The organism is Arthrobacter sp. Y3222053, from assembly GCF_059092805.1.
In genome coordinates, this window is sequence record NZ_JBNHIA010000002.1 from 751,592 (window position 1) to 773,375 (window position 21,784).

At 71.1% G+C, this 21,784-nt stretch carries 18 protein-coding genes; 5 read left to right on the forward strand and 13 right to left on the reverse strand.

Features of this window, described 5'->3' with window-relative positions; translation table 11 throughout:
* Positions 1 to 67 precede the first annotated feature (67 nt).
* Entirely contained in the window at positions 68 to 1,276 is a 1,209-nt protein-coding gene (locus AC5RUW_RS07680; protein ID WP_494160120.1) for an acyl-CoA dehydrogenase family protein, read from the reverse strand.
* Positions 1,277 to 1,451: 175 nt separating this feature from the next.
* Here AC5RUW_RS07680 and AC5RUW_RS07685 point away from each other — a divergent pair, with 175 nt between their 5' ends.
* The 4 genes from AC5RUW_RS07685 to AC5RUW_RS07700 all read left to right on the forward strand — a co-directional run bounded on the left by AC5RUW_RS07685 (position 1,452) and on the right by AC5RUW_RS07700 (position 6,175).
* Complete coding sequence (locus tag AC5RUW_RS07685) at positions 1,452 to 3,188, forward strand: AMP-binding protein (protein WP_494160121.1); 1,737 nt, start codon at positions 1,452 to 1,454, stop codon at positions 3,186 to 3,188.
* A 97-nt stretch (positions 3,189 to 3,285) separates the two neighbouring features.
* Entirely contained in the window at positions 3,286 to 3,798 is a 513-nt protein-coding gene (locus AC5RUW_RS07690) for a MarR family winged helix-turn-helix transcriptional regulator (RefSeq protein ID WP_494160122.1), read from the forward strand.
* Positions 3,799 to 3,811: 13 nt separating this feature from the next.
* Positions 3,812 to 4,426, forward strand: a complete 615-nt coding sequence (locus tag AC5RUW_RS07695) for a maleylpyruvate isomerase family mycothiol-dependent enzyme (RefSeq protein WP_494160123.1) — start codon at positions 3,812 to 3,814, stop codon at positions 4,424 to 4,426.
* A 111-nt stretch (positions 4,427 to 4,537) separates the two neighbouring features.
* Complete coding sequence (locus AC5RUW_RS07700; RefSeq protein ID WP_494160124.1) at positions 4,538 to 6,175, forward strand: fatty acyl-CoA synthetase; 1,638 nt, start codon at positions 4,538 to 4,540, stop codon at positions 6,173 to 6,175.
* 70 nt (positions 6,176 to 6,245) lie between these two features.
* On the opposite strand, the gene mmsB is transcribed toward AC5RUW_RS07700, so the two are convergent.
* The 5 genes from mmsB to AC5RUW_RS07725 all read right to left on the reverse strand — a co-directional run bounded on the left by mmsB (position 6,246) and on the right by AC5RUW_RS07725 (position 14,813).
* Positions 6,246 to 7,130, reverse strand: a complete 885-nt coding sequence (gene mmsB, locus AC5RUW_RS07705) for a 3-hydroxyisobutyrate dehydrogenase (protein WP_494160125.1) — start codon at positions 7,128 to 7,130, stop codon at positions 6,246 to 6,248.
* Entirely contained in the window at positions 7,127 to 8,263 is a 1,137-nt protein-coding gene (locus tag AC5RUW_RS07710; protein WP_494160126.1) for an enoyl-CoA hydratase/isomerase family protein, read from the reverse strand. The genes mmsB and AC5RUW_RS07710 overlap by 4 nt, the downstream gene beginning before the upstream one ends.
* The gene (locus AC5RUW_RS07715; RefSeq protein ID WP_494160127.1) at positions 8,260 to 9,819 is read right to left on the reverse strand and encodes a CoA-acylating methylmalonate-semialdehyde dehydrogenase; all 1,560 of its coding nucleotides are present in this window, start codon (positions 9,817 to 9,819) and stop codon (positions 8,260 to 8,262) included. The genes AC5RUW_RS07710 and AC5RUW_RS07715 overlap by 4 nt, the downstream gene beginning before the upstream one ends.
* 96 nt (positions 9,820 to 9,915) lie before the next feature.
* Positions 9,916 to 11,322: a mycothione reductase gene (locus AC5RUW_RS07720; protein ID WP_494160128.1), complete on the reverse strand. Its 1,407-nt coding sequence runs from the start codon at positions 11,320 to 11,322 to the stop codon at positions 9,916 to 9,918.
* Positions 11,323 to 11,408: 86 nt separating this feature from the next.
* On the reverse strand, positions 11,409 to 14,813 hold the full coding sequence (locus tag AC5RUW_RS07725; RefSeq protein WP_494160129.1) for a pyruvate carboxylase: 3,405 nt from the start codon (positions 14,811 to 14,813) through the stop codon (positions 11,409 to 11,411).
* A gap of 295 nt (positions 14,814 to 15,108) precedes the next feature.
* On the opposite strand from AC5RUW_RS07725, the gene AC5RUW_RS07730 reads away from it, so the two are divergent.
* Entirely contained in the window at positions 15,109 to 15,951 is an 843-nt protein-coding gene (locus AC5RUW_RS07730; protein ID WP_494006710.1) for a ParA family protein, read from the forward strand.
* Positions 15,952 to 16,061: 110 nt separating this feature from the next.
* On the opposite strand, the gene AC5RUW_RS07735 is transcribed toward AC5RUW_RS07730, so the two are convergent.
* From AC5RUW_RS07735 to AC5RUW_RS07765, 7 genes are all read right to left on the reverse strand, one after another.
* Positions 16,062 to 16,658 carry a MerR family transcriptional regulator gene (locus tag AC5RUW_RS07735; RefSeq protein ID WP_494006709.1) on the reverse strand — a complete coding sequence of 199 codons (597 nt, stop codon included), beginning with the start codon at positions 16,656 to 16,658 and terminating at the stop codon, positions 16,062 to 16,064.
* 206 nt (positions 16,659 to 16,864) lie between these two features.
* Positions 16,865 to 17,362 (reverse strand): bifunctional nuclease family protein, encoded by a 498-nt coding sequence (locus AC5RUW_RS07740; protein WP_494160130.1) that lies wholly within the window; start codon positions 17,360 to 17,362, stop codon positions 16,865 to 16,867.
* 2 nt (positions 17,363 to 17,364) lie between these two features.
* The gene (ftsR, locus tag AC5RUW_RS07745) at positions 17,365 to 18,114 is read right to left on the reverse strand and encodes a transcriptional regulator FtsR (RefSeq protein WP_494160131.1); all 750 of its coding nucleotides are present in this window, start codon (positions 18,112 to 18,114) and stop codon (positions 17,365 to 17,367) included.
* A 12-nt stretch (positions 18,115 to 18,126) separates the two neighbouring features.
* On the reverse strand, positions 18,127 to 18,597 hold the full coding sequence (locus AC5RUW_RS07750; protein WP_494160132.1) for an FHA domain-containing protein: 471 nt from the start codon (positions 18,595 to 18,597) through the stop codon (positions 18,127 to 18,129).
* A 114-nt stretch (positions 18,598 to 18,711) separates the two neighbouring features.
* Complete coding sequence (locus tag AC5RUW_RS07755; RefSeq protein WP_494160133.1) at positions 18,712 to 19,530, reverse strand: ABC transporter ATP-binding protein; 819 nt, start codon at positions 19,528 to 19,530, stop codon at positions 18,712 to 18,714.
* On the reverse strand, positions 19,527 to 20,543 hold the full coding sequence (locus AC5RUW_RS07760) for an ABC transporter substrate-binding protein (protein ID WP_494160134.1): 1,017 nt from the start codon (positions 20,541 to 20,543) through the stop codon (positions 19,527 to 19,529). The genes AC5RUW_RS07755 and AC5RUW_RS07760 overlap by 4 nt, the downstream gene beginning before the upstream one ends.
* Before the next feature lie 28 nt (positions 20,544 to 20,571).
* On the reverse strand, positions 20,572 to 21,660 hold the full coding sequence (locus AC5RUW_RS07765; RefSeq protein WP_494160135.1) for a FecCD family ABC transporter permease: 1,089 nt from the start codon (positions 21,658 to 21,660) through the stop codon (positions 20,572 to 20,574).
* Positions 21,661 to 21,784: the final 124 nt, after the last annotated feature.

The following is a 21,784-nucleotide window of genomic DNA, read 5'->3' on the forward strand; positions in this document are numbered from 1 at the left end:
GGAACCCCCGTGGGTTCCGCCTCACCTGTTTTCATCGTCCGCCGGGCCGACGCCCGGGCCGGTCCGGCTACACGAACGCCGAGTGCCCGGTCGCCGCCCGGCCGACGATCAGCGCGTTGATTTCATAGGTGCCCTCATAGGTGTAAAGGACTTCCACGTCGTTGAAGATCTTGGCCATCTCGTAGTCCGTGACGATCCCGTTGCCGCCGAGCAGGGCGCGGCCCAGGGCCGCGGACTCACGGGCCTGGGCCGTGGTGGTGGCTTTGGCCAGCGCGGCATGCGCCATGTCGAACCCGCCGCACTCCTGCAGCCGGGCAATCTGCGTCATCAGGCCGAGAGCGGCAGCGGCGTTCCCGAGGATCCGGGCCAGCGGCTCCTGCACCAGCTGGAACTTCGCCAGCGGCCGCCCGAACTGCGTGCGGTTCACGGCATAGTCCCGGGCGACGTCGAAGATCGCCAGCTGCGCTCCGGCGCACTGCCAGCCCACCCAGGCCCGGGAGTTGCGCAGCATCTCGTTGGCCGCGGCGAAACCCGACGCTCCGGGCAGGGCATTGGCCGCCGGGATGCGCACCTCGTCAAGCTCGATGTCGGCGTTGTGCATGATCCGCAGCCCGATCTTGTTCTCGATCCTGGAGGCCCGCCATCCGGGCCGGTCGGTCTCGACCAGGAAGCCCTTGACCTGTCCGTCCGCCGTGTCACGCGCCCAGACGATCGCGACGTCGGCCACCGTCCCGGACCCGATCCACCGCTTCGCGCCCGTCAGCACCCACTCGGCGCCGTCGCGGACGGCGGTGGTGGCCAGGCCGCCGGCAATGTCCGAACCGTGCCCGGGCTCGGTCAGCGCAAAGGCGCCCAAGGCCCGGAAACTGCGCAGCGGGGGCAGCCAGCGGGCTTTCTGCTCCTCGGACCCCAGCGCGTCAATGAGGCCCAGGATCAGCTCGTTATGGATGCCGACCAAGGCACTGAAGGAGATGTCGGCCCGCGCGACCTCCGCGTAGGCCAGGCCCCGGAACAGCCGGCTCGCCCCGGAGAGCTCCAGCTCCCCCAGACCGTGGGCGGCCAGACCGGGCAGGAGCGCCGTCGGAAACTCCTCACGGTTCCACAGCCCGACCGAGGCGGGGCGGATCTCCGCCTGGAGGTAGTCGCGCAGCTCCGCCAACCGCAGCCGCTCATCGGACGGCAGCAGGGCGGCGAAGTTGAACAGGTCGGCGTCCGGCAGGCCGCCGCCGCTCAGGGCTTCAAGGGTCGGGGACTCTCCGCGCAGTACCGGCGGCATAGGTGTTCCTCTCGGATCGGGGACCGGACCGGCGGTTGTGCCGCGCCGCCGGCGGTGGCCGCCGGTGGTCCTGCCCCTTAACAATTGTAGGATGTCCAACTATTCTCGTGTCACGCAGATCACATTTGTCAATTACCGGCAACACGGCGGCCGGCGGCACGAAAGAGGTACCGGCATGACGGCAACCACGGAATTCCGCGCGGCACGGGACCGCCTGCTGGCACTGCGGGAGGATCCGGACGCTGCCCGGGACGGCTTCGAGTGGCCCCGTCCGGCAGAGTTCAACTTCGCCCTGGACTGGTTCGATCAGGTGGCCGCCGGCGAACGCGGCACCCAGGACGCCCTGGTCATCGCCGAGCAGGACGGCTCCACGGCCCGGATGAACTACCGGCAGCTCAGCGCGCGCTCCGGACAGGTGGCGAACTGGCTGCTTTCCCTGGGCCTGGAGCGCGGGGACCGGATCCTGCTGATGCTGGGGAACCAGGTGGAGCTGTGGGAGGCCATGCTGGCCTGCATTAAGATCGGTGCCCCGGTCATCCCCACCACCGTGATGCTGGGGCCGGCGGACCTGGCGGACAGGGTGGAGCGCGGCCGCGCGTCGTGGGTGCTCACGGACGCGGCGAACGCCGCCAAGTTCGATGCGGTCCCCGGCGACTTCCGGCTGCTGGTGGTCGGTGACGACGCCGCCCCCTCGGGAGGGAACGGGAAGGAGGCCCGTCCGCGGCTGTCCTACTCAGCCGCCGACGGCTTCGATTCCGCCTTCACCGCCACCGCTCCCACCCGGGCGGACGAAACCATGCTGCTCTACTTCACCTCCGGCACCACGTCCAAGGCCAAGCTGGTCGAGCACACCCATACGTCCTACCCGGTCGGCCACCTCTCCACCATGTACTGGATCGGCCTGGAGCCCGGCGACGTTCACCTCAACGTCGCCTCGCCGGGCTGGGCCAAGCACGCCTGGTCCAACTTTTTCGCTCCGTTCATCGCCGAGGCCACCGTCTTCCTCTACAACTACACACGCTTCGACGCCGGGGCCCTGATGGCGCAGATGGAGCGTGAGCAGGTCACCAGCTTCTGCGCCCCGCCCACGGTGTGGCGGATGCTCATTCAGGCGGACCTCTCGCAGCTGGCGACCCCGCCGGCCAAGCTCGTGGCCGCGGGCGAGCCGCTCAATCCGGAGGTGATCTCCCGCGTGGAGCAGGCCTGGGGCACACAGATCCGTGACGGGTTCGGCCAGACCGAATCCACCCTGCAGATCGCCAACACGCCCGGGCAGCCGGTGCGTCCGGGGTCCATGGGCAGGCCCCTTCCCGGCTACGACGTCGTTCTGGTGGACCCCGCCACCGGCGAGGAGGGCGACGAGGGCGAGATCTGCCTGCGGCTGGATCCCCGGCCGGTGGGACTCACCCCCGGGTACTGGGGCGACGCCGAAAAGACCGCCGAGGCCTTCCGCGACGGGCTCTACCACACCGGCGACGTCGCCAGCCGTTCCGAGGACGGCGTCATCACCTACGTGGGCCGGGCCGACGACGTGTTCAAGGCCTCCGACTACCGGCTCTCACCCTTCGAACTGGAGTCGGTGGTGATCGAGCATCCCGCCGTGGCGGAGGCCGCCGTCGTGCCCTCCCCCGACCCCATCCGCCTGGCCGTGCCCAAGGCCTACGTGGTGCTCGCCGCCGGCTGGGAACCGACGGCCGAAACCGCGCAGGACATCCTGGCGTTCTGCCGCGAGCACCTGGCACCGTACAAGCGGATCCGCCGGCTGGAGTTCCGCGACCTGCCCAAGACCGTCTCCGGGAAGATCCGGCGGGTGGAGCTGCGCGCCCGGGAACAGCTGCTGCACGACGCCGAGGGCCGCCCGACAGAGGGCCGGGAGTTCTCGGATACCCCGGTCGTGGGGCTCAGGGAGTGAGACGGACCGGCGACGGCGGTGCCCGGAACGGTAGAATCCAGCTGTCCGCGGCGCTGCCGCGATGCCGTGCCCGCCGCCCACCCCCTGAGGACCCCCGATGACTGCCACGCGCCCGCTGCCGATGGACCCGATCGCCGAGGCACGCCGCCAGTGGGAGGACCACGGCTGGGCGCACGCGGCGCCCGGGATGGAGGCAGTGACGGCGGTGATGCGGGCCCAGCAGATCATGCTCACCCGCATCGAGGCCGCGCTGCGCCCGTTCGGCATCAGCTTCTCCCGGTACGAACTGCTGACCCTGCTGAGCTTCACCCGGACGGGCAGGCTGCCGATGTCCAAGCTCAGCGCCCGGCTGCAGGTACACCCCACCTCGGTCACCAACACGGTGGACCGGCTGGAGGCTGCGGGGCTGGTCCACCGTCGGCCGGACCCCGCGGACGGACGCAGCAGGCTGGTGGCGATCACCGACGCGGGGCGGGATGTGGCCCGGCGTGCCACCGAAGACCTGAACGCGGTTTTCGCCGACATCGGCCTCCCCGAGGAGGACCTGGACCTCCTGACGTGCATCCTGCGCAGGTTCCGGCAGCAGGCCGGCGACTTTACCGGGACCTGACGGGAGGATCACCATGTTCGGGGTCTCCGAGTCGATCTGGGCGACGGTGCACCAGGAGCGGAAGCGGCTTGCCGAGGATCTCACCGGCCTGGCGCCCGCGCAGTGGCGGACGGCCTCGCTGTGCCCCGGCTGGGACATCCATGACGTGCTGGCCCACCTCGTGGACACCGCCGAGACGGGCCGCCTGCGGTTCCTGGCCGGGCTCGCGGCGGCGCGCTTCAACTTTGACCGGGCCAACGACCGCGGCGTCGAACGCCGCAGGCAGGCCGATCCGGAGGCCACCCTGGACGCCTTTCGCCGGGCGGTGTCCCTCACCCGCACTCCCCCGGCCAACCCGGCGACCCGGCTGGTGGAGGCATTCGTCCACGGGGAGGACATCCGCCGCCCGCTGGGCATCGCCGCGTCCTATCCCGCGGAGGCGGTGGCCATGGCCATCAGTCACCAGCTGCGGACCCCCGTCGCCTTCGGCGGCGGCCGCGAGCGGGCCGCCGGCCTCCGGCTGGTGGACGCGGCAGGCGGGCGGGGCTGGGGGCAGGGAAGAGTTGTGGAAGCCGAGGCTGTGGAGATCCTGCTGGCCGTTTCCGGACGCCCCGCCAGGGTTCCGGAATTTCCCGCACAGGGCCCCTGACCAACCCAATCCTCCCGTCGCCGGTGCCGCTTCCGCCGCCCGGCGGCCTCTGGACAAGGCGCGGATCCTTGGAGATCCTTGCGTTCCACACTCCGCAGCGAGAGGACCCGCATGAGCGTCACCGATCCCAGTCCCGTTGCCGCCTCCGGCACCGCACCCGCTCCGGCCGCCGCTCCGTCGGCCGACCCCCGCGCCGACACCATTGGAGCACTGCTGCGCCGCAGCGTCGCGCGCAGCGGCCCGGCCACCGCGGTCAGGTTCGGGGAGCGCAGCTGGACCTACGAGGAGCTGGACACCGCGGTGCAACGGGTCCGTGCCCGGCTGCTGGACGCCGGCCTGCCGGCAGGATCCCGGGTGGCGGCGTTTGGAGCGAACTCCGATGCGTATCTGATCCTATTCCTGGCCTGCGCCGAGGCGGGGATGGTCCACGTGCCGGTCAACTTTGCCCTCAAGGGCGATGAACTCGCCTACCTGCTCGAGGACTCCGGAGCGACCCTGGTGGTCGCCGACGACGCGCTGCTGCCGCTGGTCGAGGAGGTCCGGACCGCCGGGCGTGCCCCCGCCGTCGGGCAGGTGTGGCCGATGTTCCCGGGCAGCGGCCGCGGTGGGCCCGCCCTCCTGGAGACCGCCCTCGCCGAGGACGGGCCGGACGCAGCGCAGCAGAGCGCAGCCGGCGGGGCTCCGGCAGCGGCACCGGCCGGGGACACCGTGGTGCAGCTGCTCTACACCTCCGGCACCACCTCCGCGCCCAAGGGCGCGATGATGACCCATTCCGCCCTCCTGGCGGAGTACGTCTCGGCGATCATTGCCCTGGACCTCACGGCCGGGGACCGTCCGCTGATCGCCATGCCGCTGTATCACTCGGCCGCCATGCACGTGTTCCTGCTGCCCTACCTTGCCCTGGGCGCCGCGGTGCGGATCATTCCAAAGCCCGATGTCGGCGAGATCCTGCGCCTGGTGGAGGAGGAGCGCATCGGCTCGCTGTTCCTGGCCCCCACGGTCTGGGTGCCGCTGAGCAACCACCCCGACCTCGCGGCACGCGACCTCTCGTCGTTGGGCAAGGCCCAGTACGGTGCCTCGATCATGCCGGTGACGGTGCTGCAGCGGCTGCGCCTGCGGTATCCGGACATCGGGTTCTACAACTGCTTCGGGCAGTCGGAGCTGGGCCCGTTGTGCACCGTGCTGCGCCCGGAGGAGCATGAGGCGCGGCCCGCGTCCTGCGGGCGGCCCGTCTATCACGTCGAGGCCCGGGTGATGACCGCCGACGGCGCCCCGGCCGCCCCCGGGGAGCCGGGCGAAATCCAGTACCGCTCCCCGCAGCTGCTGACCGGCTACTGGAACAACCCCGAGGCCACCGCCGCGGCGTTCGACGACGGCTGGTTCCGCTCCGGAGACCAGGTCACCCGCGACGCCGCCGGGTACATCCAGGTGGTGGACCGGATCAAGGACGTCATCAACACCGGCGGGGTCCTGGTGGCTCCACGGGAGATTGAGGACTGCATCTACGAACTGGACGAGGTGGCCGAGGCTGCGGTGATCGGACTGCCGGATGAGCGCTGGATCGAGGCGGTGACCGCCGTCGTCGTGCTCAAGGAGGGCGCGGCCCTGACGGCGGAGGCCGTACGCGCCCACGTCCGGGCCCGGCTCGCCGGGCACAAGGTGCCGAAGCGGGTCGACTTCGTCGCTGAACTGCCCCGCAACCAGTCCGGCAAGCTGCTCAAGCGGGCCCTGCGGGCCGAGCGCACGTGAGCTGGACACCGTCCGGCGACCTGCCGGGGGCCTGCGCCGCCTGAGAACGGCGGCGCAGGCCCTGCGCACGTCAGGCCGAAGCCTCCCGGATCGTGTTGATGATGCCGGAGAAATCGGTCTGCGCCCCGCCCTCCTCGGCGTACCGGCGGTAGATGCCGGCCGCCAGCGGACCAAGCTCGGCCGCGGTGCCGGTGGCCTCGATGGCGCTGAGGGCCAGCTGCAGGTCCTTGCTCATCAGCGCACCCATGAAGCCGGGCGCATAGTCCCGGTTCGCCGGGCTGGCCGGCACCGGCCCGGGCACGGGGCAGTTGGTGGTCAGGGCCCAGCACTGGCCGCTGGAACGGGACGCGACGTCGAACAGCGCCTGGTGGCTCAGCCCCAGCTTTTCGGCCAGCACGAACGCCTCGCTGACCGCGATCATCGAGACGCCCAGGATCATGTTGTTGCACACCTTGGCGGCCTGCCCGGCGCCGGAGGAGCCGCAGTGCACCACGGTGGCGCCCATGACCTGCAGCAGCGGTTCGGCTTGCGCGAAGTCGGCCTCGTCGCCGCCGACCATGAAGGTCAGCGTGCCCGCCTCCGCGCCCACGGTGCCGCCGGAGACCGGGGCGTCCGCCCCGCGGCGGCCCGCTGCGACGGCCAGCTCCCGTGCTGCCCGGGCGTCGGCGACATCGACGGTGGAACAGTCGAGGAAGAGGGTGTTCGGCGCCGCGGCGGCCAGCAGCCCGCCTTCGTAGGCGTCCAGCAGGTGCCGTCCGCCGGGCAGCATGGTGATGACCACTTCTGCGCCGGCCGCGGCGTCTGCACCGGTGGCGGCGGTCTCGATGCCGGCGGCACGGGCCTTTTCCAGGGCCTCCGGCACTATATCGAAGCCGGCCACCCGGTGGCCCGCCTTGACGAGGTTGGCGGCCATCGGTCCGCCCATGTTGCCCAGACCGATAAAGGCGATGTTCATGCCCGGCTCCCTGCGGTTGCTTCTGACGGCGTGCCGCCGACCTGCTCCGCCTCGACATGGGCGGGGCCGACGTCGGCGGGCCGGCGCCCGAGGTCCAGCTCCGGAATCTGCGGATGGTCCAGGGGCAGGAAGTACCGGGCCACTTCGTCCGGGTCCACCTCCTCCAGCACCGGCGGCTCCCAGCGCGGCTGCCGGTCCTTGTCGATCACCTGCGCACGGACCCCTTCCCTCAGCTCGTGGCCGAGGTGGAAGCGGCAGGAGACCCGGTACTCGGTCACCAGCACGTCGGCCAGCTCCCGGCCGGCGGCCCGGCGCAGGGATTCCAGGGTCACCTTCAGTCCGAGCGGGCTGTTGCGCCGGATCCGCTGCGCGGCGTCGGCCGCCACGGGGGCCTCCTCGGCGTCCAGCGCCGCGAGGATCTCCTCCACCGTGTCCGCGGCATAGGCGCGGTCCAGCACGGCACGCTCCTCATCGAAGGAATCCGGTGCCGGGCGGGCGAACCGGTCGATCACCGCGGGATCGCCGGTGGCCGCCAGCTCGGCGATGAGGGCCGGAAGGTCGGCCTCAGGCACATAGCTGTCGGCCAGGCCGGCTTCGATGGCCCGCCCCGGGCCCACATGCGCCGCCGTCAGGGCCAGGTGGGCGCCGATGCCGCCGGGAGCGCGGGAAAGCAGCCAGGTGCCGCCGACGTCGGGCACGAAGCCGATGGCGGTCTCCGGCATCCCGGCGCGGGTGCTGTCTGTGACGACGCGGTGCGAGCCGTGCGCGGAGATGCCGATGCCGCCGCCCAGGACCAGCCCGTGCATGACGGCGACGTACGGCTTCGGGTATTCGGAGATCGCGTGGTTGAGCGCATACTCGTCGGCCCACATGCGCGCGCCGCCGAGGCCGCCCTCGAAGCCGTCGTAGTACAAATCCACGATGTCGCCGCCGGCGCACAGCGCCCGCTCCCCCGCGCCGGTGACGATCACCAGGTCCACCGCCGGATCCCGGGCCCAGGCGTCGAGCGCCTCGGCCATGGCCAGCACCATGCCGTGGGTGAGCGCGTTCATGGCGCGTGGCCGGTTGAGCGTGATGACGCCGGCCCGGCCGCGAACCTCGGTGAGCAGTTCGGCCGGGGTGCCTGCGCTCATGAGTGGTCTCCGGCGGGCATGATGAAGCTGGCGCCGTCCTTGATCCCGGAGGGCCAGCGCTCGGTGACGGTCTTGGTCTTGGTGTAGAAGCGGAAGGCGTCGGGGCCGTGCTGGTTCAGGTCCCCGAAGCCGGAGGCCTTCCAGCCGCCGAAGGTGTGGTAGCCGATCGGCACCGGGATCGGCACGTTGATGCCGACCATCCCGGTGTTGACCCGGGAGGCGAAGTCCCGGGCAGCGTCGCCGTCGCGCGTGTAGATGGTGACGCCGTTGCCGAAGCGGTGTTCGCTGGGCAGCCGGAGCGCCTCCTCGTAGTCGGCGGCGCGGACCACCACGAGGACCGGGCCGAAGATCTCCTCCTGGTAGATGCGCATCTCGGGGGTGACGCGGTCGAACAGGGAGGGGCCGATGAAGTATCCGTCTTCGTGCCCGTTCAGGCTGAAGTTCCGGCCGTCCACCACCAGCTCGGCGCCTTCCTCTTCGCCGATGCCGATGTAGCCCCGCACCCGCTCCAGCGCGTCGCGGCCCACGAGGGGGCCGTAGTCGGCGTCGGGGTCGGTGGAGGTGCCCACGCGCAGCTGCTCGACCCGCTCCTTGAGCTTGGCGACCAGTGCGTCGGCGGTAGCCTCGCCGACCGGCACGGCGACGGAGATGGCCATGCAGCGTTCGCCGGCGGAGCCGTAGCCGGCACCGATCAGGGCGTCGGCGACCTGGTCGAGGTCGGCGTCGGGCATCACCAGCATGTGGTTCTTGGCGCCGCCGAAGCACTGGGCACGCTTGCCGTTGGCGGTGGCACGGGCATAGATGCTCTGCGCGATGGGCGTGGAGCCGACGAAGCCGACGGCCTGGACGCGCGGGTCCTCGAGCAGCGCGTCGACCGCCTCCTTGTCCCCGTTGACCACGGTGAAGATGCCGGCCGGCAGCCCGGCCTCGGTCCACAGCTCGGCCAGGCGCAGCGGCACGGAGGGGTCCCGCTCGGACGGCTTGAGGATGAATGCGTTGCCGGCGGCGATCGCCGGCCCGGCCTTCCAGAGCGGGATCATGGCCGGGAAGTTGAACGGGGTGATGCCGGCGACGACACCGAGCGGCTGGCGCATGGAGTAGGTGTCGATGCCCGGGCCCACGCTGTCGCTGTATTCGCCCTTGAGCAGGTGCGGGGCGCCCATGGCGAATTCGACGACGTCGAGCCCGCGTTCGATGTCGCCGCGGGAGTCGGCGAGGGTCTTGCCGTGTTCGGCGGACAGCAGCGCGGCGAGGTTGTCCATGTCGGCGCGGACCAGGTCCACGAAGCGGCCCAGGATCCGGGCGCGCTTCTGCGGGTTGGTGGCCGCCCATGTCGGCTGGGCCGCTTCGGCGGCGTCGACGGCGGCGCCCACCTCCTCGGCGGAGGCCAGCGGCACGCGGGACTGGACGCGGCCGATGTTGGGATCCCAGACGTCGCCGAAACGGCCGGAGGTTCCCTCCAGCCGGCGCCCGTTGATGTAGTGGGCCAGGGCGGGCGCTGCGGCCGCTCCGGACTGCGGATTGTCAATGGTGCCGGTGGACTGGTGGCTGGACATCGATGCTCCTGAACTGTCGGTGTGGTTCAGTTCACAGACTAGTTGGATGTCCTAGCAATTTGCCAGAGCGGCGGGCCCGGACGTTGGGCTCCTTTTTCAGCCGTCCAGGTTCAGCGAGAGCAGCGCGTTCTCCACGACCTCGGTCAGCGCCGGGTGGATCCAGTACTGGCCGCGGGCCACCTCCAGCGGATGCTGGTCGAAGGACATCGCCTGAACCAGCGGCTGGATGAGCATGGAGGCCTCGTGCCCGAGGATGTGCGCGCCGAGCAGCTTGCCGGTCTCGCGCTCGGCGAGCAGCTTGACGAACCCGGTGGTGTCCTCCATGGCCCATCCGTAGGCGGTGGAGCCATACTCCTGTACGGCCACGGCCAGATGCGTGCCGCGTTCGGCGGTGCAGTCCAGTGCCTGGTCCTCGGTGAGCCCGACGGCGGCGATCTGGGGGTGGGTGAACACGGCGGCCGGCACGAAGCGGTGGTCGCTGCGGCGCAGGTCGTCGGGGTGGACCAGGTTGTGGGCCACCACGCGCGCCTCGTGGTTGGCCACGTGCTTGAGCTGGTGCTCGCTGCTGGCATCCCCGAGCGCCCACAGGCCGGGCACCGGCGTGCCGCCGCTGAGCACCCGCTGGTGCTCATCCACGGCCACCCGCCCGTCCGGGTGGTGGTCGAAGCCGGCGGCGGCGGTGTCCAGCCGGTCGGTGTTGGGGATCCGGCCGGTGGCCACCAGGACCAGGTCGACGTCCAGTTCGGCGACTTTGCCCGGGGCGTCCAGCACCACATGGACCGATCCGTCGGGGTTGGCGGTGATACTGCGGGCTTCGTGGCGACGCAGGAGGTTCCACTGCTTTTCCGCTTCGACGGTGAAGCGTTCGGCCACGGCCTGGTCCTGGCCGCGGAGCAGGAAGCCGGAGCGCACCGCCATGCTGACCTCGCTGCCCAGGGCCGAGAAGATGAACCCGAACTCCGCCGCGATGTAGCCGCCGCCGAGGATCAGGATCCGGCGCGGCAGCTCGTCGACGCGCATAACGGTGTCGGAGGTGTGCACCTGGGGCAGGTCGATGCCGGGGATCGGGGGGACGAAGGGCCGGGAGCCGGCGGCGATGACGATCTGGTCGGCGCTGATCCGCTGCCCCGACACGGTTTCCAGGGCGTGCGGTCCGGTGAACCGGGCGTACTCGGGATAGAGGGTGACGTTGTCCAGCTCCTCGTCCCGGTATCGGCGCCCGCCGTCGGAGATCGCGTCGATCCTGGTGAAGATGCGGTCGCGGATTTCCCGCCAGCGGGTTCCGGTGTGGGCCAGGTCGACGCCCAGCCGTCCGGCTTCGGCCGACGTGGCGGCGAGCGTGGCCGGATAGACGAACATCTTGGTGGGAATGCAGCCGACGTTCAGGCAGGTGCCGCCGAAGGTTCCGCCGTCGACCAGGGCGACCTTGCGCCCGTCCCAGTCGGGGGTGATGAGGGTGTTGCCGGAGCCGGAGCCGACGATGGCGAGGTCGTAGTGGGTCACGGCTTCAGTCTAGTCCGGCCCCGGAGATAGCCGCGGGGCGGTACGGCTGCTGCCGTACCGCCCCGCGGGATGTCCTGCTGCCCCCGTTACTTGCCTTCGGGCTCCAGCACGACGATCAGGTCTCCGCCCTGGACCTGGGAGACTCCGGTCAGGGCCACCCGCTGCACGGTGCCGCCGGTGGGGGTGGTGATCGAGGCCTCCATCTTCATCGCCTCGATGGTCGCGACGGCGTCGCCCGCGGCCACGGTGTCGCCTTCCTTCACCGTCACGGTGACCGCTCCGGCGAACGGTGCGGCGACGTGGCCCGGCTTGCCCGGATCGGCGCGCTCGGCGACCTTGAAGTCGGTCTCCACGCTGCGGTCGCGCACCAGCACGGGGCGCAGCTGGCCGTTCAGGGTGGTCATGACCGTGCGCATGCCCTTTTCGTCGGGCTCGGAGACGGCGTCGACGGTGGCGATGAGCCGCACGCCCTTCTCCAGGTCCACCACGTGTTCCTCGCCGTACTGCAGCCCGTAGAGGTAGTCGCGGGTGCGCAGGACGGAGAGGTCTCCATAGGTGCTGCGCACCGAGTCGAATTCCTTGGCCGGGCCGGGGAACAGGAGCCGGTTCAGGGTGCGGCGCCGTTCGGCGGAGTCCGCAGCCAGCCCGGCGCGGTCCTCGTCGGTCAGTTCGACGTCGCGCGGCTTCACCTTGCGTCCCTGCAGCGCCTTGCTGCGGAACGGCTCGGGCCAGCCGCCGGGCGGGTCGCCCAGTTCGCCGTTGAGGAAGCCGATGACCGAGTCGGGGATGTCGTAGTCCTGCGGGTTTTCCTCAAACGCCTTCGGGTCCACGTTCTGTCCGACCAGCTGCAGGGCCAGGTCTCCGACCACCTTGGAGGACGGGGTGACTTTGACCAGTCGGCCCAGGATGCGGTCGGCGGCGGTGTACATGTCCTCGATCGCTTCGAACCGCTCCCCCAGCCCCAGGGCGATGGCCTGCTGGCGCAGGTTGGAGAGCTGCCCGCCGGGGATCTCGTGGAGGTACACGCGGCCGGTGGGCCCGGCGAGACCGGACTCAAACGGAGCGTAGACGCGGCGCACGGCCTCCCAATAGGGCTCCATGGCGCTGACCGCGGCCAGGTCCAGGCCGGTGTCCCGCTCGGTGTGGGCCAGGGCGGCGACCAGCGCGGAGGCGGCCGGCTGGCTGGTGGTGCCGGCCAGCGAGGCGCTGGCGACGTCGACGGCGTCCACGCCTGCCTCGGCGGCGGCGAGCAGCGTGGCCAGCTGCCCGCCGGCGGTGTCATGGGTGTGCAGGTGCACCGGCAGGTCGAACCGTTCGCGCAGCGCGGTGACGAGCTTCGCGGCGGCCGGCGGGCGCAGCAGCCCGGCCATGTCCTTGATCGCCAGGATGTGCGCGCCGGCGTCGACCATCTGCTGGGCCAGGCCCAGGTAGTAGTCCAGCGTGTAGAGCTTTTCCTCCGGGTCCAGCATGTCGGCGGTGTAGCACAGGGCCACTTCGGCGACGGCGGTGCCGGTGGCGCGCACCGCCCGGATGGCCGGCTCCATCTGCGAGACGTCGTTGAGGGCGTCGAAGATGCGGAAGATGTCGACGCCGGCGTCGGCGGCCTCCTGCACGAACGCCTCGGTGACCTCCACCGGGTAGGGCGTGTAGCCGACGGTGTTGCGGCCGCGCAGCAGCATCTGGATGCAGATGTTGGGCAGCGCCTCGCGCAGGGCGGTGAGCCGCTCCCACGGGTCCTCGCCGAGGAAGCGCAGCGCGACGTCGTAGGTGGCCCCGCCCCAGGCCTCCACCGAGAGCAGCTGGGGGGTCAGGGCGGCGACGGCGGGAGCGGCGGAGAGCAGGTCCCGGGTGCGCACCCGGGTGGCCAGCAGCGACTGGTGGGCGTCACGGAAGGTGGTGTCGGTAACCGCCAGGGCGGTCTGTGCCCGCAGTTCGGCGGCGAAGGCCTCCGGGCCCAGTTCCCGCAGCCGGTCCCGGGATCCGGGGCGCACCTCGGGCAGATCGGCGGGCAGCTTGGCCTCGGGGTCCAGCTCGGTGGGCGGGGCGCCGTACGGCTGGTTGACCGTGACGTCGGCCAGCCAGCTGAGGATCTTGGTGCCGCGGTCCGCGGATGCCCGGGCGCCCAGCAGCTCCGGGCGCTCCTCGATGAAGGAGGTGGCCACGTCGCCGGCCACGAACGCCGGGTCATCGAGCACGGCCTGCAGGAACGGAATGTTGGTGGACACACCGCGGATCCGGAACTCGGCCAGCGCCCGGCGGGCGCGGTTCACGGCCATGGGGTAGGTGCGGCCGCGGCAGCTGAGCTTGACCAGCATGGAGTCGAAGTGCGGGCTGATTTCGGCTCCGGCGTAGACGGTGCCGCCGTCCAGCCGGACGCCCGCGCCGCCGGCGGAGCGGTAGGCGCTGATCTTGCCGACGTCGGGCCGGAAGCCGTTGGCCGGGTCCTCGGTGGTGATCCGACACTGCAGGGCCGCCCCGCGGATCTGCAGCTCCTCCTGGACCAAGCCCAGGTCGGAGAGGGTCTCGCCGGCGGCGATGCGCATCTGCGCCTGCACCAGATCGACGTCGGTGATCTCCTCGGTGACCGTGTGCTCCACCTGGATGCGCGGGTTCATTTCAATGAAGACGTGCTGGCCGGCGCGGTCGCCGACGGTGTCGACCAGGAACTCGACGGTGCCGGCGTTGACGTAGTTCAGCGACTTCGCGAAGGCGACGGCGTCACGGTAGAGAGCCTGGCGGATGTCCTCGTCCAGGTTCGGGGCCGGCGCGATTTCGATGACCTTCTGGTGGCGGCGCTGCAGGGAGCAGTCACGCTCGAAGAGGTGGATGACGTTGCCTTCGCCGTCGGCGAGGACCTGCACCTCGATGTGCCGGGGGCGCAGGACGGCCTGCTCCAGGAAGACGGTGGGATCGCCGAAGGCGGTGTCGGCTTCGCGCATCGCGGCGGCCAGGGCCTCGGGCAGCTGCTCGGCCGTGTCGACCCGGCGCATGCCGCGCCCGCCGCCGCCGGCGACGGCCTTCACGAAGATCGGAAAGCCGATCTCCTCGGCTTCGGCCAGCAGCTTCTCCGCATCGTCGCTCGGCGCGGTGGAGCGCAGCACGGGAATGCCGGCGCTGCGGGCGGCGTCGAGGGCGTGCACCTTGTGCCCGGCCAGCTCCAGCACGTCGGCGGCGGGCCCGATGAAGGTGATGCCGGCCTCGGCGGCGGCGCGGGCCAGGCCGGGGTTCTCTGACAGGAAGCCGTAACCGGGGTAGATGGCGTCGGCGCCGGCTTCCCTGGCCACGCGGATGATCTCGTCCACGTCGAGGTAGGCGCGGACCGGGTGGCCCTTCTCGCCGATGAGATACGCTTCGTCGGCCTTCTGCCGGTGGATCGAGTTTCGGTCTTCATAGGCGAACACGGCGACGGTTTTCGCGCCGAGCTCATACGCGGCGCGGAAGGCCCGGATGGCGATCTCACCGCGGTTGGCGACCAGAATCTTCGAGAACATTGCTCTCCTGCATCGTTGGCGGCAGGGAGGCCGCAGTGTGTGGCCGCGGACCCTCTAACCGAAATCTTACGCGCGGCTGCGCGGCCCGGAAGGGCGGCAGCCATGCGGGCCGCCGCCACACAGGGCCGCGTTGCCAAGCGTGCTGCGTGTCACAGTTCTGCGGCCCAGTCTATGCGCCACCCCCGCAACAGCCGCTTCCCGGGTTACCTGCACCTGTCACATAGAATGATCGTGCAGCTTCCCCAGGGGGCCCTTCGCTCGTGATCCCGAGAAACGTTAGGTTTTGGTTCAACAAGTGCAAGTAGTGAGCATCAGCAGTCTCAAAGGCGGTGTGGGCAAGACATCGGTGACCCTGGGACTGGCATCGGCTGCACTGGCAGCGGGCATCCCCACCCTGGTGGTGGACCTGGACCCGCATGCTGACGCCACCACCGGCCTGGCCGTGAACCCGGGCGACAAGCCGGGCATCGGCGAGATGCTCAAGGGCGCCCGCCGGGCGGTGCTGACCGACAACGTGGTGTCCAGCGGCTGGACGGAGAACCACCTGCGCCGCCGGAAGGGCGATCCGAAGCGTCCCCCGGTGCTCGACGTCGCCATGGGCTCAGCTTTCACCGGCATCTATGACCGCCCCGACCTGGGCCGGCGTGACCTGCGCCGGCTCTCCACCCTGCTCTCCCGCGTCAGCGGATACGGGCTGGTGCTCATTGACTGCCCGCCGTCGCTGAACGGCCTGACCCGGATGGCCTGGATGGCCAGCAACCGGGTGCTGCTGGTGGCCGAGCCGGGCCTGTTCTCCGTGGCCGGCACCGAAAGGACCATGCGCGCGCTGGACCTGTTCCGCGAGGAATTCGCTCCGAACCTGGCGCCCGCGGGCATCGTGGCCAACCGGGTGCGCACCAGCTCCAACGAGCATTCCTTCCGCCTGGCGGAGATGCAGCAGATGTTCGGTGACCTGCTGCTGCAGCCGCACATTGCCGAGCAGGCCAACTGGCAGCAGATCCAGGGCGCCGCGCACGCGGTGCATCACTGGCCGGGCGAGTCCGCCAAGCAGGCCGCCGGCTCCTTTGACGCGCTGCTGAAGAACCTGGTGGAGAGCGGCCGCAGCCGCAACCGGGTCATGCGCCGGCCCGTGGCCTGAGCGGCCGGCGCGGGCAGACCGCGTTCCCTACAGCGAAGGGCGCCTCCCCTGCGGGAGGCGCCCTTCGCTGTGTCTGCTCACAATTTGTCTGGTGATGCTCCCGCCGGGCGTCAGCTGATCTTGCGGGCCGCGCGCCGGGCGCCCAGCTCGTCGTTGGGGAAGGCCTGGTCTTCGGCGTGCTCGCTCGGCAGCTGGGCCAGGCTGCCCTCGACTTCGCGCCAGACGCGGCCGACGGCGATGCCGAAGACGCCCTGGCCGCCCTGGACCAGGTCGATGACCTCGTCGGCGGAGGTGCACTCGTAGACGCTGGCGCCGTCGCTCATCAGGGTGATCTGGGCCAGGTCCTCGACGCCGCGCTCACGCAGGTGCTCGACGGCGGTGCGGATCTGCTGGAGCGAGACCCCGGTGTCCAGCAGGCGCTTGACCACCTTCAGCACCAGGATGTCGCGGAAGGAGTAGAGCCGCTGGCTGCCCGATCCCGACGCCCCGCGGACTGCGGGCTCGACCAGCCCGGTGCGGGCCCAGTAGTCCAACTGACGGTAAGTGATGCCGGCGGCCTTGCAGGCGGTGGGCCCGCGGTAGCCGGCGTCTTCGTCGAGCAGGGGCAGGTCTTCGGTGAACAGCAAGCCCTGGGCACTGGATTCAGGGATCCTGCCGCGGTTGGCCGCGCCCTTCCCCTGATTACCGGCGTCGCCTTTCGGACTCACGTGTGCCTCCTTGTTGCGGTCCCCTCCTGAGATCGACACTGGCCGCGGCGGAACAGGCTTGAGGAAATTGCTTCTCAGTCTGCCCCCGGCGGACCATAGGTGCAATGGGGAACTCTATGCTTCGACGTTAGAGCCGGGCGGGACCAAGGTCAAAGACGCCGGCGGTTTTTCTGCCGCGTGTCGGACCCGCGCCGGCCGGGGACGGGTCAGTGCTCGAAGTCCTCGGGCTCGACGTCGGCCAGGAACTCGCGGAACTGGCGCAGCTCCTGCTCGGTGTCGCGGGTCTCCGTCTCGTCTTCGTCGTCGTCGGCCTCGGCGATCCGCACGCCGGCCTCGTCCAGGACCTCGTCGGCGCAGTAGATGGTGCAGGGCACCCGGAGCGCGACGGCGATCGCGTCGGAGGCGCGGGAGTTGACGGTGGTGCCGTCGTCGAACACCAGCTCGGCGTGGAACACGGTGTCCTGCACGCGCACCAGCTGCACCCGGGTGATGGTCCGGCCCAAGGCGGAGACCGTGTTGACCAGCAGGTCGTGGGTCATCGGGCGCGGCGGAACGATGCCCTGCTGCACGAAGGCGATGGCGCTGGCCTCCGGGGCGCCGATCCAGATGGGCAGGTGCCGCTCCCCCTCGGTCTCCTTGAGCAGGACCAGCGGCTGGTTGGAGGGCAGCTCGATGCGCACGCCCACGACTTCGACTTCTCGCACGCTCAGTTCTCCATCCGGGCGATCTGCCCATTGACCAGGGCGCTGTGCAGGTTCAGGCAGAGCTCGCTGATTTCGCGGGCCATCTCCGCCGCCCGCGCCTTGGACGCGACGTCGCGCCGGGAGGCGACGGGGGCCACCACCGTTTCCACCAGGCCCAGTTCGCGATCCGCTGCGGCGCGGAAGGGGCGCAGGTGGCGCGGTTCGAGGCCGTGGGACTGCAGCTGCGCGCAGGCCCGCGCCACTTTCAGGGCGTGTTCGTCATAGCCGTCGCCGGGGCTGCCGATCAGCCCGTACTCGACCAAGTCACGGGCCAGGTCGGCGCCGACGCCGGACTCGGCCACCAGTTCGTCGAAGCTGAGGGTGCGGGCCTGGGCGGAGCGTTCGCCGGCCAGCTGGTCGGAGACCACCCGCGGGGTCAGGGACAGCCCGCCGGGCAGCTGCTCGGGCCGCTCGCCGCGGTCGATCGCGTCGAGGTAGTCCTTGATGACCTTCAGCGGCAGGTACTGGTCCCGCTGCAGGGCCAGGACAAACCGCAGCCGCTCGACGTCGTGCGCCGAGTATTTGCGGTAGCCGGCCGCCGTGCGCTGCGGAGTAACCAGCCCCTTTTCCTCCAGGAAGCGGATCTTGGAGGCGCTGATGCCGGAAAACTCCGTGCTGAGGGTAGAGAGCACCTCACCGATGTTCAGGACGCGGCCGCGCGGGCGGTCCTGTCCGGCGCCGAGGGGGCGCCTGACCGGTTGTGATGCTGACATACCGTAAGCCTACTAGCCCTCGCGGCTGGAGGCGGGGCGGGCGGCGTAGAACGTGAGCCGGAACTTGCCGATCTGCACCTCGTTGCCGTTGCGCAGCATCAGGGTGTCGACCCGGTCGTTGTTCACATAGGTCCCGTTGAGGCTGCGGGCATCCACCAGGCGGAAGCCCTCGGGGGTCCGGTGGAACTCGGCATGCTTGCGGGAGACGGTCACGTCGTCCAGGAAGATGTCGGCGTTCGGGTGCCGTCCGGCGCTGGTGACGTCGGAGTCAAGCAGGAACCGGGCCCCGGTGTTCGGGCCGGTGTGCGCGATCAGCAGCGCGGACCCGGCCGGCAGCGCCGCGACGGCGGCCCGCTCGTCCGGGCTGAGCTTCGGCTCGATCGTGGTGGCATCCTGCAGCGGCGGAAGAAAAATCGACGTCGTGTCTTCCGCGGTCAGCTCGCGCTGATCGCCCTGTGCGGCGTTGTGTTCCTCGCCCGCCATTGTTATCCCTCCCCAAAGAGCCCGACTCCGTCACCTGCGTTCCCACTAGGGTGAACGCTGGGCCGAGGCCGTGCAAATGCTGCTGACATAATCTGCCGTACCGGCTCACCTAGCCTACCTGCTGCGCCCCGGATCCGGCACTGCCGTTTTGCCCGGACCTGAGTAACGGTTTGCCCGGAAGGCAAGGTGGAAGCCCTCCCCGCCGAGGTCCAGGCGCCGCACCGACACTCCGTACACCGGTTCCAGCACCTCGGGAACCAGCACCTCGTCGGCGGTGCCGGCCGCCGCCACCCGGCCGCCGTCGAGCAGCAGCAGCCGGTCGCAGTAGGCGGCGGCGAGGTTCAGGTCATGCAGCACCACGGCTACCGTGTGGTGCTGTTCCACCGCGAGGGTCCGGACCAGGCCCAGGACCTCGTGCTGGTAGCGCACGTCCAGGTGGTTGGTCGGTTCGTCCAGCAGCATGTGTGTGGCCTGCTGGGCCAGCGCCCGGGCGATCAGCACCCGCTGCCGTTCCCCGCCCGAGAGCGCGTCGAAGGGCTGCCCGGCCAGGTGCAGCGCCCCGACCTGCTCCAGCGCCGCGGCGGCGGCGCGCTCGTCGGCGGCCCCGGTGCGGGCGAAGCCGGAGCGGTGCGGGGTACGACCCAGCAGCACCATGTCCGAGACCAGCAGCGGCAGCTCGCCCGGGGTTTCCTGCACCACCACGGAGACCCGGCGGGCGATCTCCCGGGCCGGCAGGGAGGTGAGCTCCTCGCGGTCCAGGAACACCGCACCGTCGCCCTTCAGCGAGCCGTAGAGGGTGCGCAGCAGGGTGGTCTTGCCGGATCCGTTGGGCCCGACCAGGCCCAGGACCTGCCCGTGCGGGGCCTGCAGGTCCACCGCCTCGAGCACCCGCCGGTCACCGAAGGCGTAGCCCAGGCCGCTGGCCGCGATCATCGGGAGAAGTGCTCCACCATGCGCGCCAGGCCGTCGATGGCCAGCGGGCCGGGCGGCTCCGTGAAGTTGAACGGCTGGACCAGGATCGCGTCCTGCTGCACCGCGGTGATCGCCTCCGCACCGTTCAGGCCGGTGACCGCGGCCTTGATGTCCTCCGGCGCGCCGTCCGAGTACAGCAGGATCAGCACGTCCGGGTTCCGGCCGACCAGTTCCTCCGGCGTGACCTCGAAGACCCGCTCCTGGATGTCGGCGAACACGTTGGTGAAGCCGGCGGCTTCCAGCTGCGGATGCGCCATTGAGGAGGTGCCGTACGCGTAGGGCACTCCCCCGCCCACGGTCGGGTACAGCACCGCGGCGGTGCGCTGCTCGTTCGGGTCGACGTCGGCGAGCACGTCCGCCAGCTGCTCCTGCAGCCGCGCGACGGCGGCCTCAGCCTCCGCCTCGGCGTCGAAGATCCGCCCGTAGGTGCGCATCTGGTCGTAGATGTCCTCAAAGGAGGGGTCCGTGGGCGGCTGCGGGCAGAGCGCCGGTTCCTGGAGCAGCGGCAGCCCGGCGGCAGCCAGGGTGTCCCGGTCCAGGTTGGCGGCGTCGCCGAGCACGACGTCGGGCCGCTGCGCCACCACGGCTTCGCGGGAGATCTGCAGGTGGCCGGAGGAATCCAGTTCGTCGCTGAGCATGGGGATCTCCTGCAGCTCGGCCCAGGTCGCGTCGTCGTAATAGTCCCGCGGATAGGCGCCGGCGCGGGCGGTGACCACCTCGCTGAGCACGCCCAGCTCATGCAGGAACGGCACGGCGGCGGACTTGAGCAGCACCGCCCGCTCCGGACGCTGTTCGAAGGTCACCTCGGCGCCGCAGTTCCGGACGGTCAGCGGATAGCCGGTGTCGCCGGCCGCGGCCGGGGCGTCGGTGCCGGTGTCGCCGGCGCCGCAGCCGCCGAGGGCGACGGCGAGGGCCGCGGCGGCGGCGAGCGTCCGGGCGGTACGGGTGCGGGCGGTGGAGGCCGTGCGGATCATCAGAGACTCCTGACGGGGTGGAATCGGGTCAGGCGGCGGGACGCAGCCTGCGGACGAGGTAGAGCAGGAACGGCGCGCCGACCAGGGCGGTGACGATGCCGATGGGCAGTTCGCGCGGCTGCATCACCATCCGGGAGAGCAGATCCGCGGCCAGCAGGAACAGGGCCCCGAGCAGCGCCGCCGCGGGCACGGCCCAGGCGTGGGCGGCGCCCGCCAGGCGGCGGGCCAGGTGCGGGACCACCAGGCCGACGAAGCCGATGCTGCCGGAGGCGGCCACGATGAAGCCGACGCAGAGCGAGACCACCACCAGCAGCTGGGTGCGGAAGCGGGTGGGCCGCACGCCCAGGGCCAGGGCCGTTTCGTCGCCGACGGCCAGGGCGTCCAGCCGCCGGGCCCAGGCCGTGAGCAGGACGACGGTGAGCACGACGACGGCGCCCAGCGCCGCCAGCGGGGTTCCCCACCGGGACAGTGACAGGGAGCCAAGCAGCCAGAACATCACTGAGCGGGCACCCTCGGCGGAACCGGACGCGAAGATCAGGAAGCTGGTCAGCGCGGAGAGCGCATAGCCGACGGCGACCCCGGCCAGCAGCAGGCGCACGGAGGTGATGCGCCCGGCGGCCCGGGCCACGACGAACACCAGCAGGGAGGCTGCGAGCGCGCCCAGGAAGGCGCTGCCGGCCAGGGCGTGCTCGCCCAGCCCGAGTCCGAGCCCGAACAGGATGGTGGCGGCGGCGCCGCTGGAGGCACCGGAGTTGATGCCGAGCAGGTACGGGTCGGCCAGCATGTTGCGCACCATGGCCTGCAGCGCCATGCCGCAGACGGCCAGCCCGGCGCCCACGGACAGGCCCATGAGCACCCTGGGCAGGCGGACGTCCCAGACGATGGCGTCGGCCACCGGGTCCAGCCCCGCCGTCGGTCCTGCCCCCAGGCGCGCCGCAATGACCTGCAGCACCTCACCGGGCGGCACCCAGACCGGGCCGACCGCCACGCCCATCAGGGCAGCGGCGAAGACAGCGGCGGCGAGCGCGGCGAGGATGCCGGTGTTACGGCGGCGGCGTCGGGCCCGGCCCAGCGGATCAGCGTCGGGCCGGGTCCCCGCCGGGACAGCTGTGGACACACAAACCCCTTATCGCGAGCACTTCGGCCTAAAAGCCTACCTACCGGGGCAGCCTAAGCCGCAGTGATGACGCGGTACGTCACCGGCGCGCGTCGGGGAAGCGGCGGCCCAGTGTCCGGGGGCC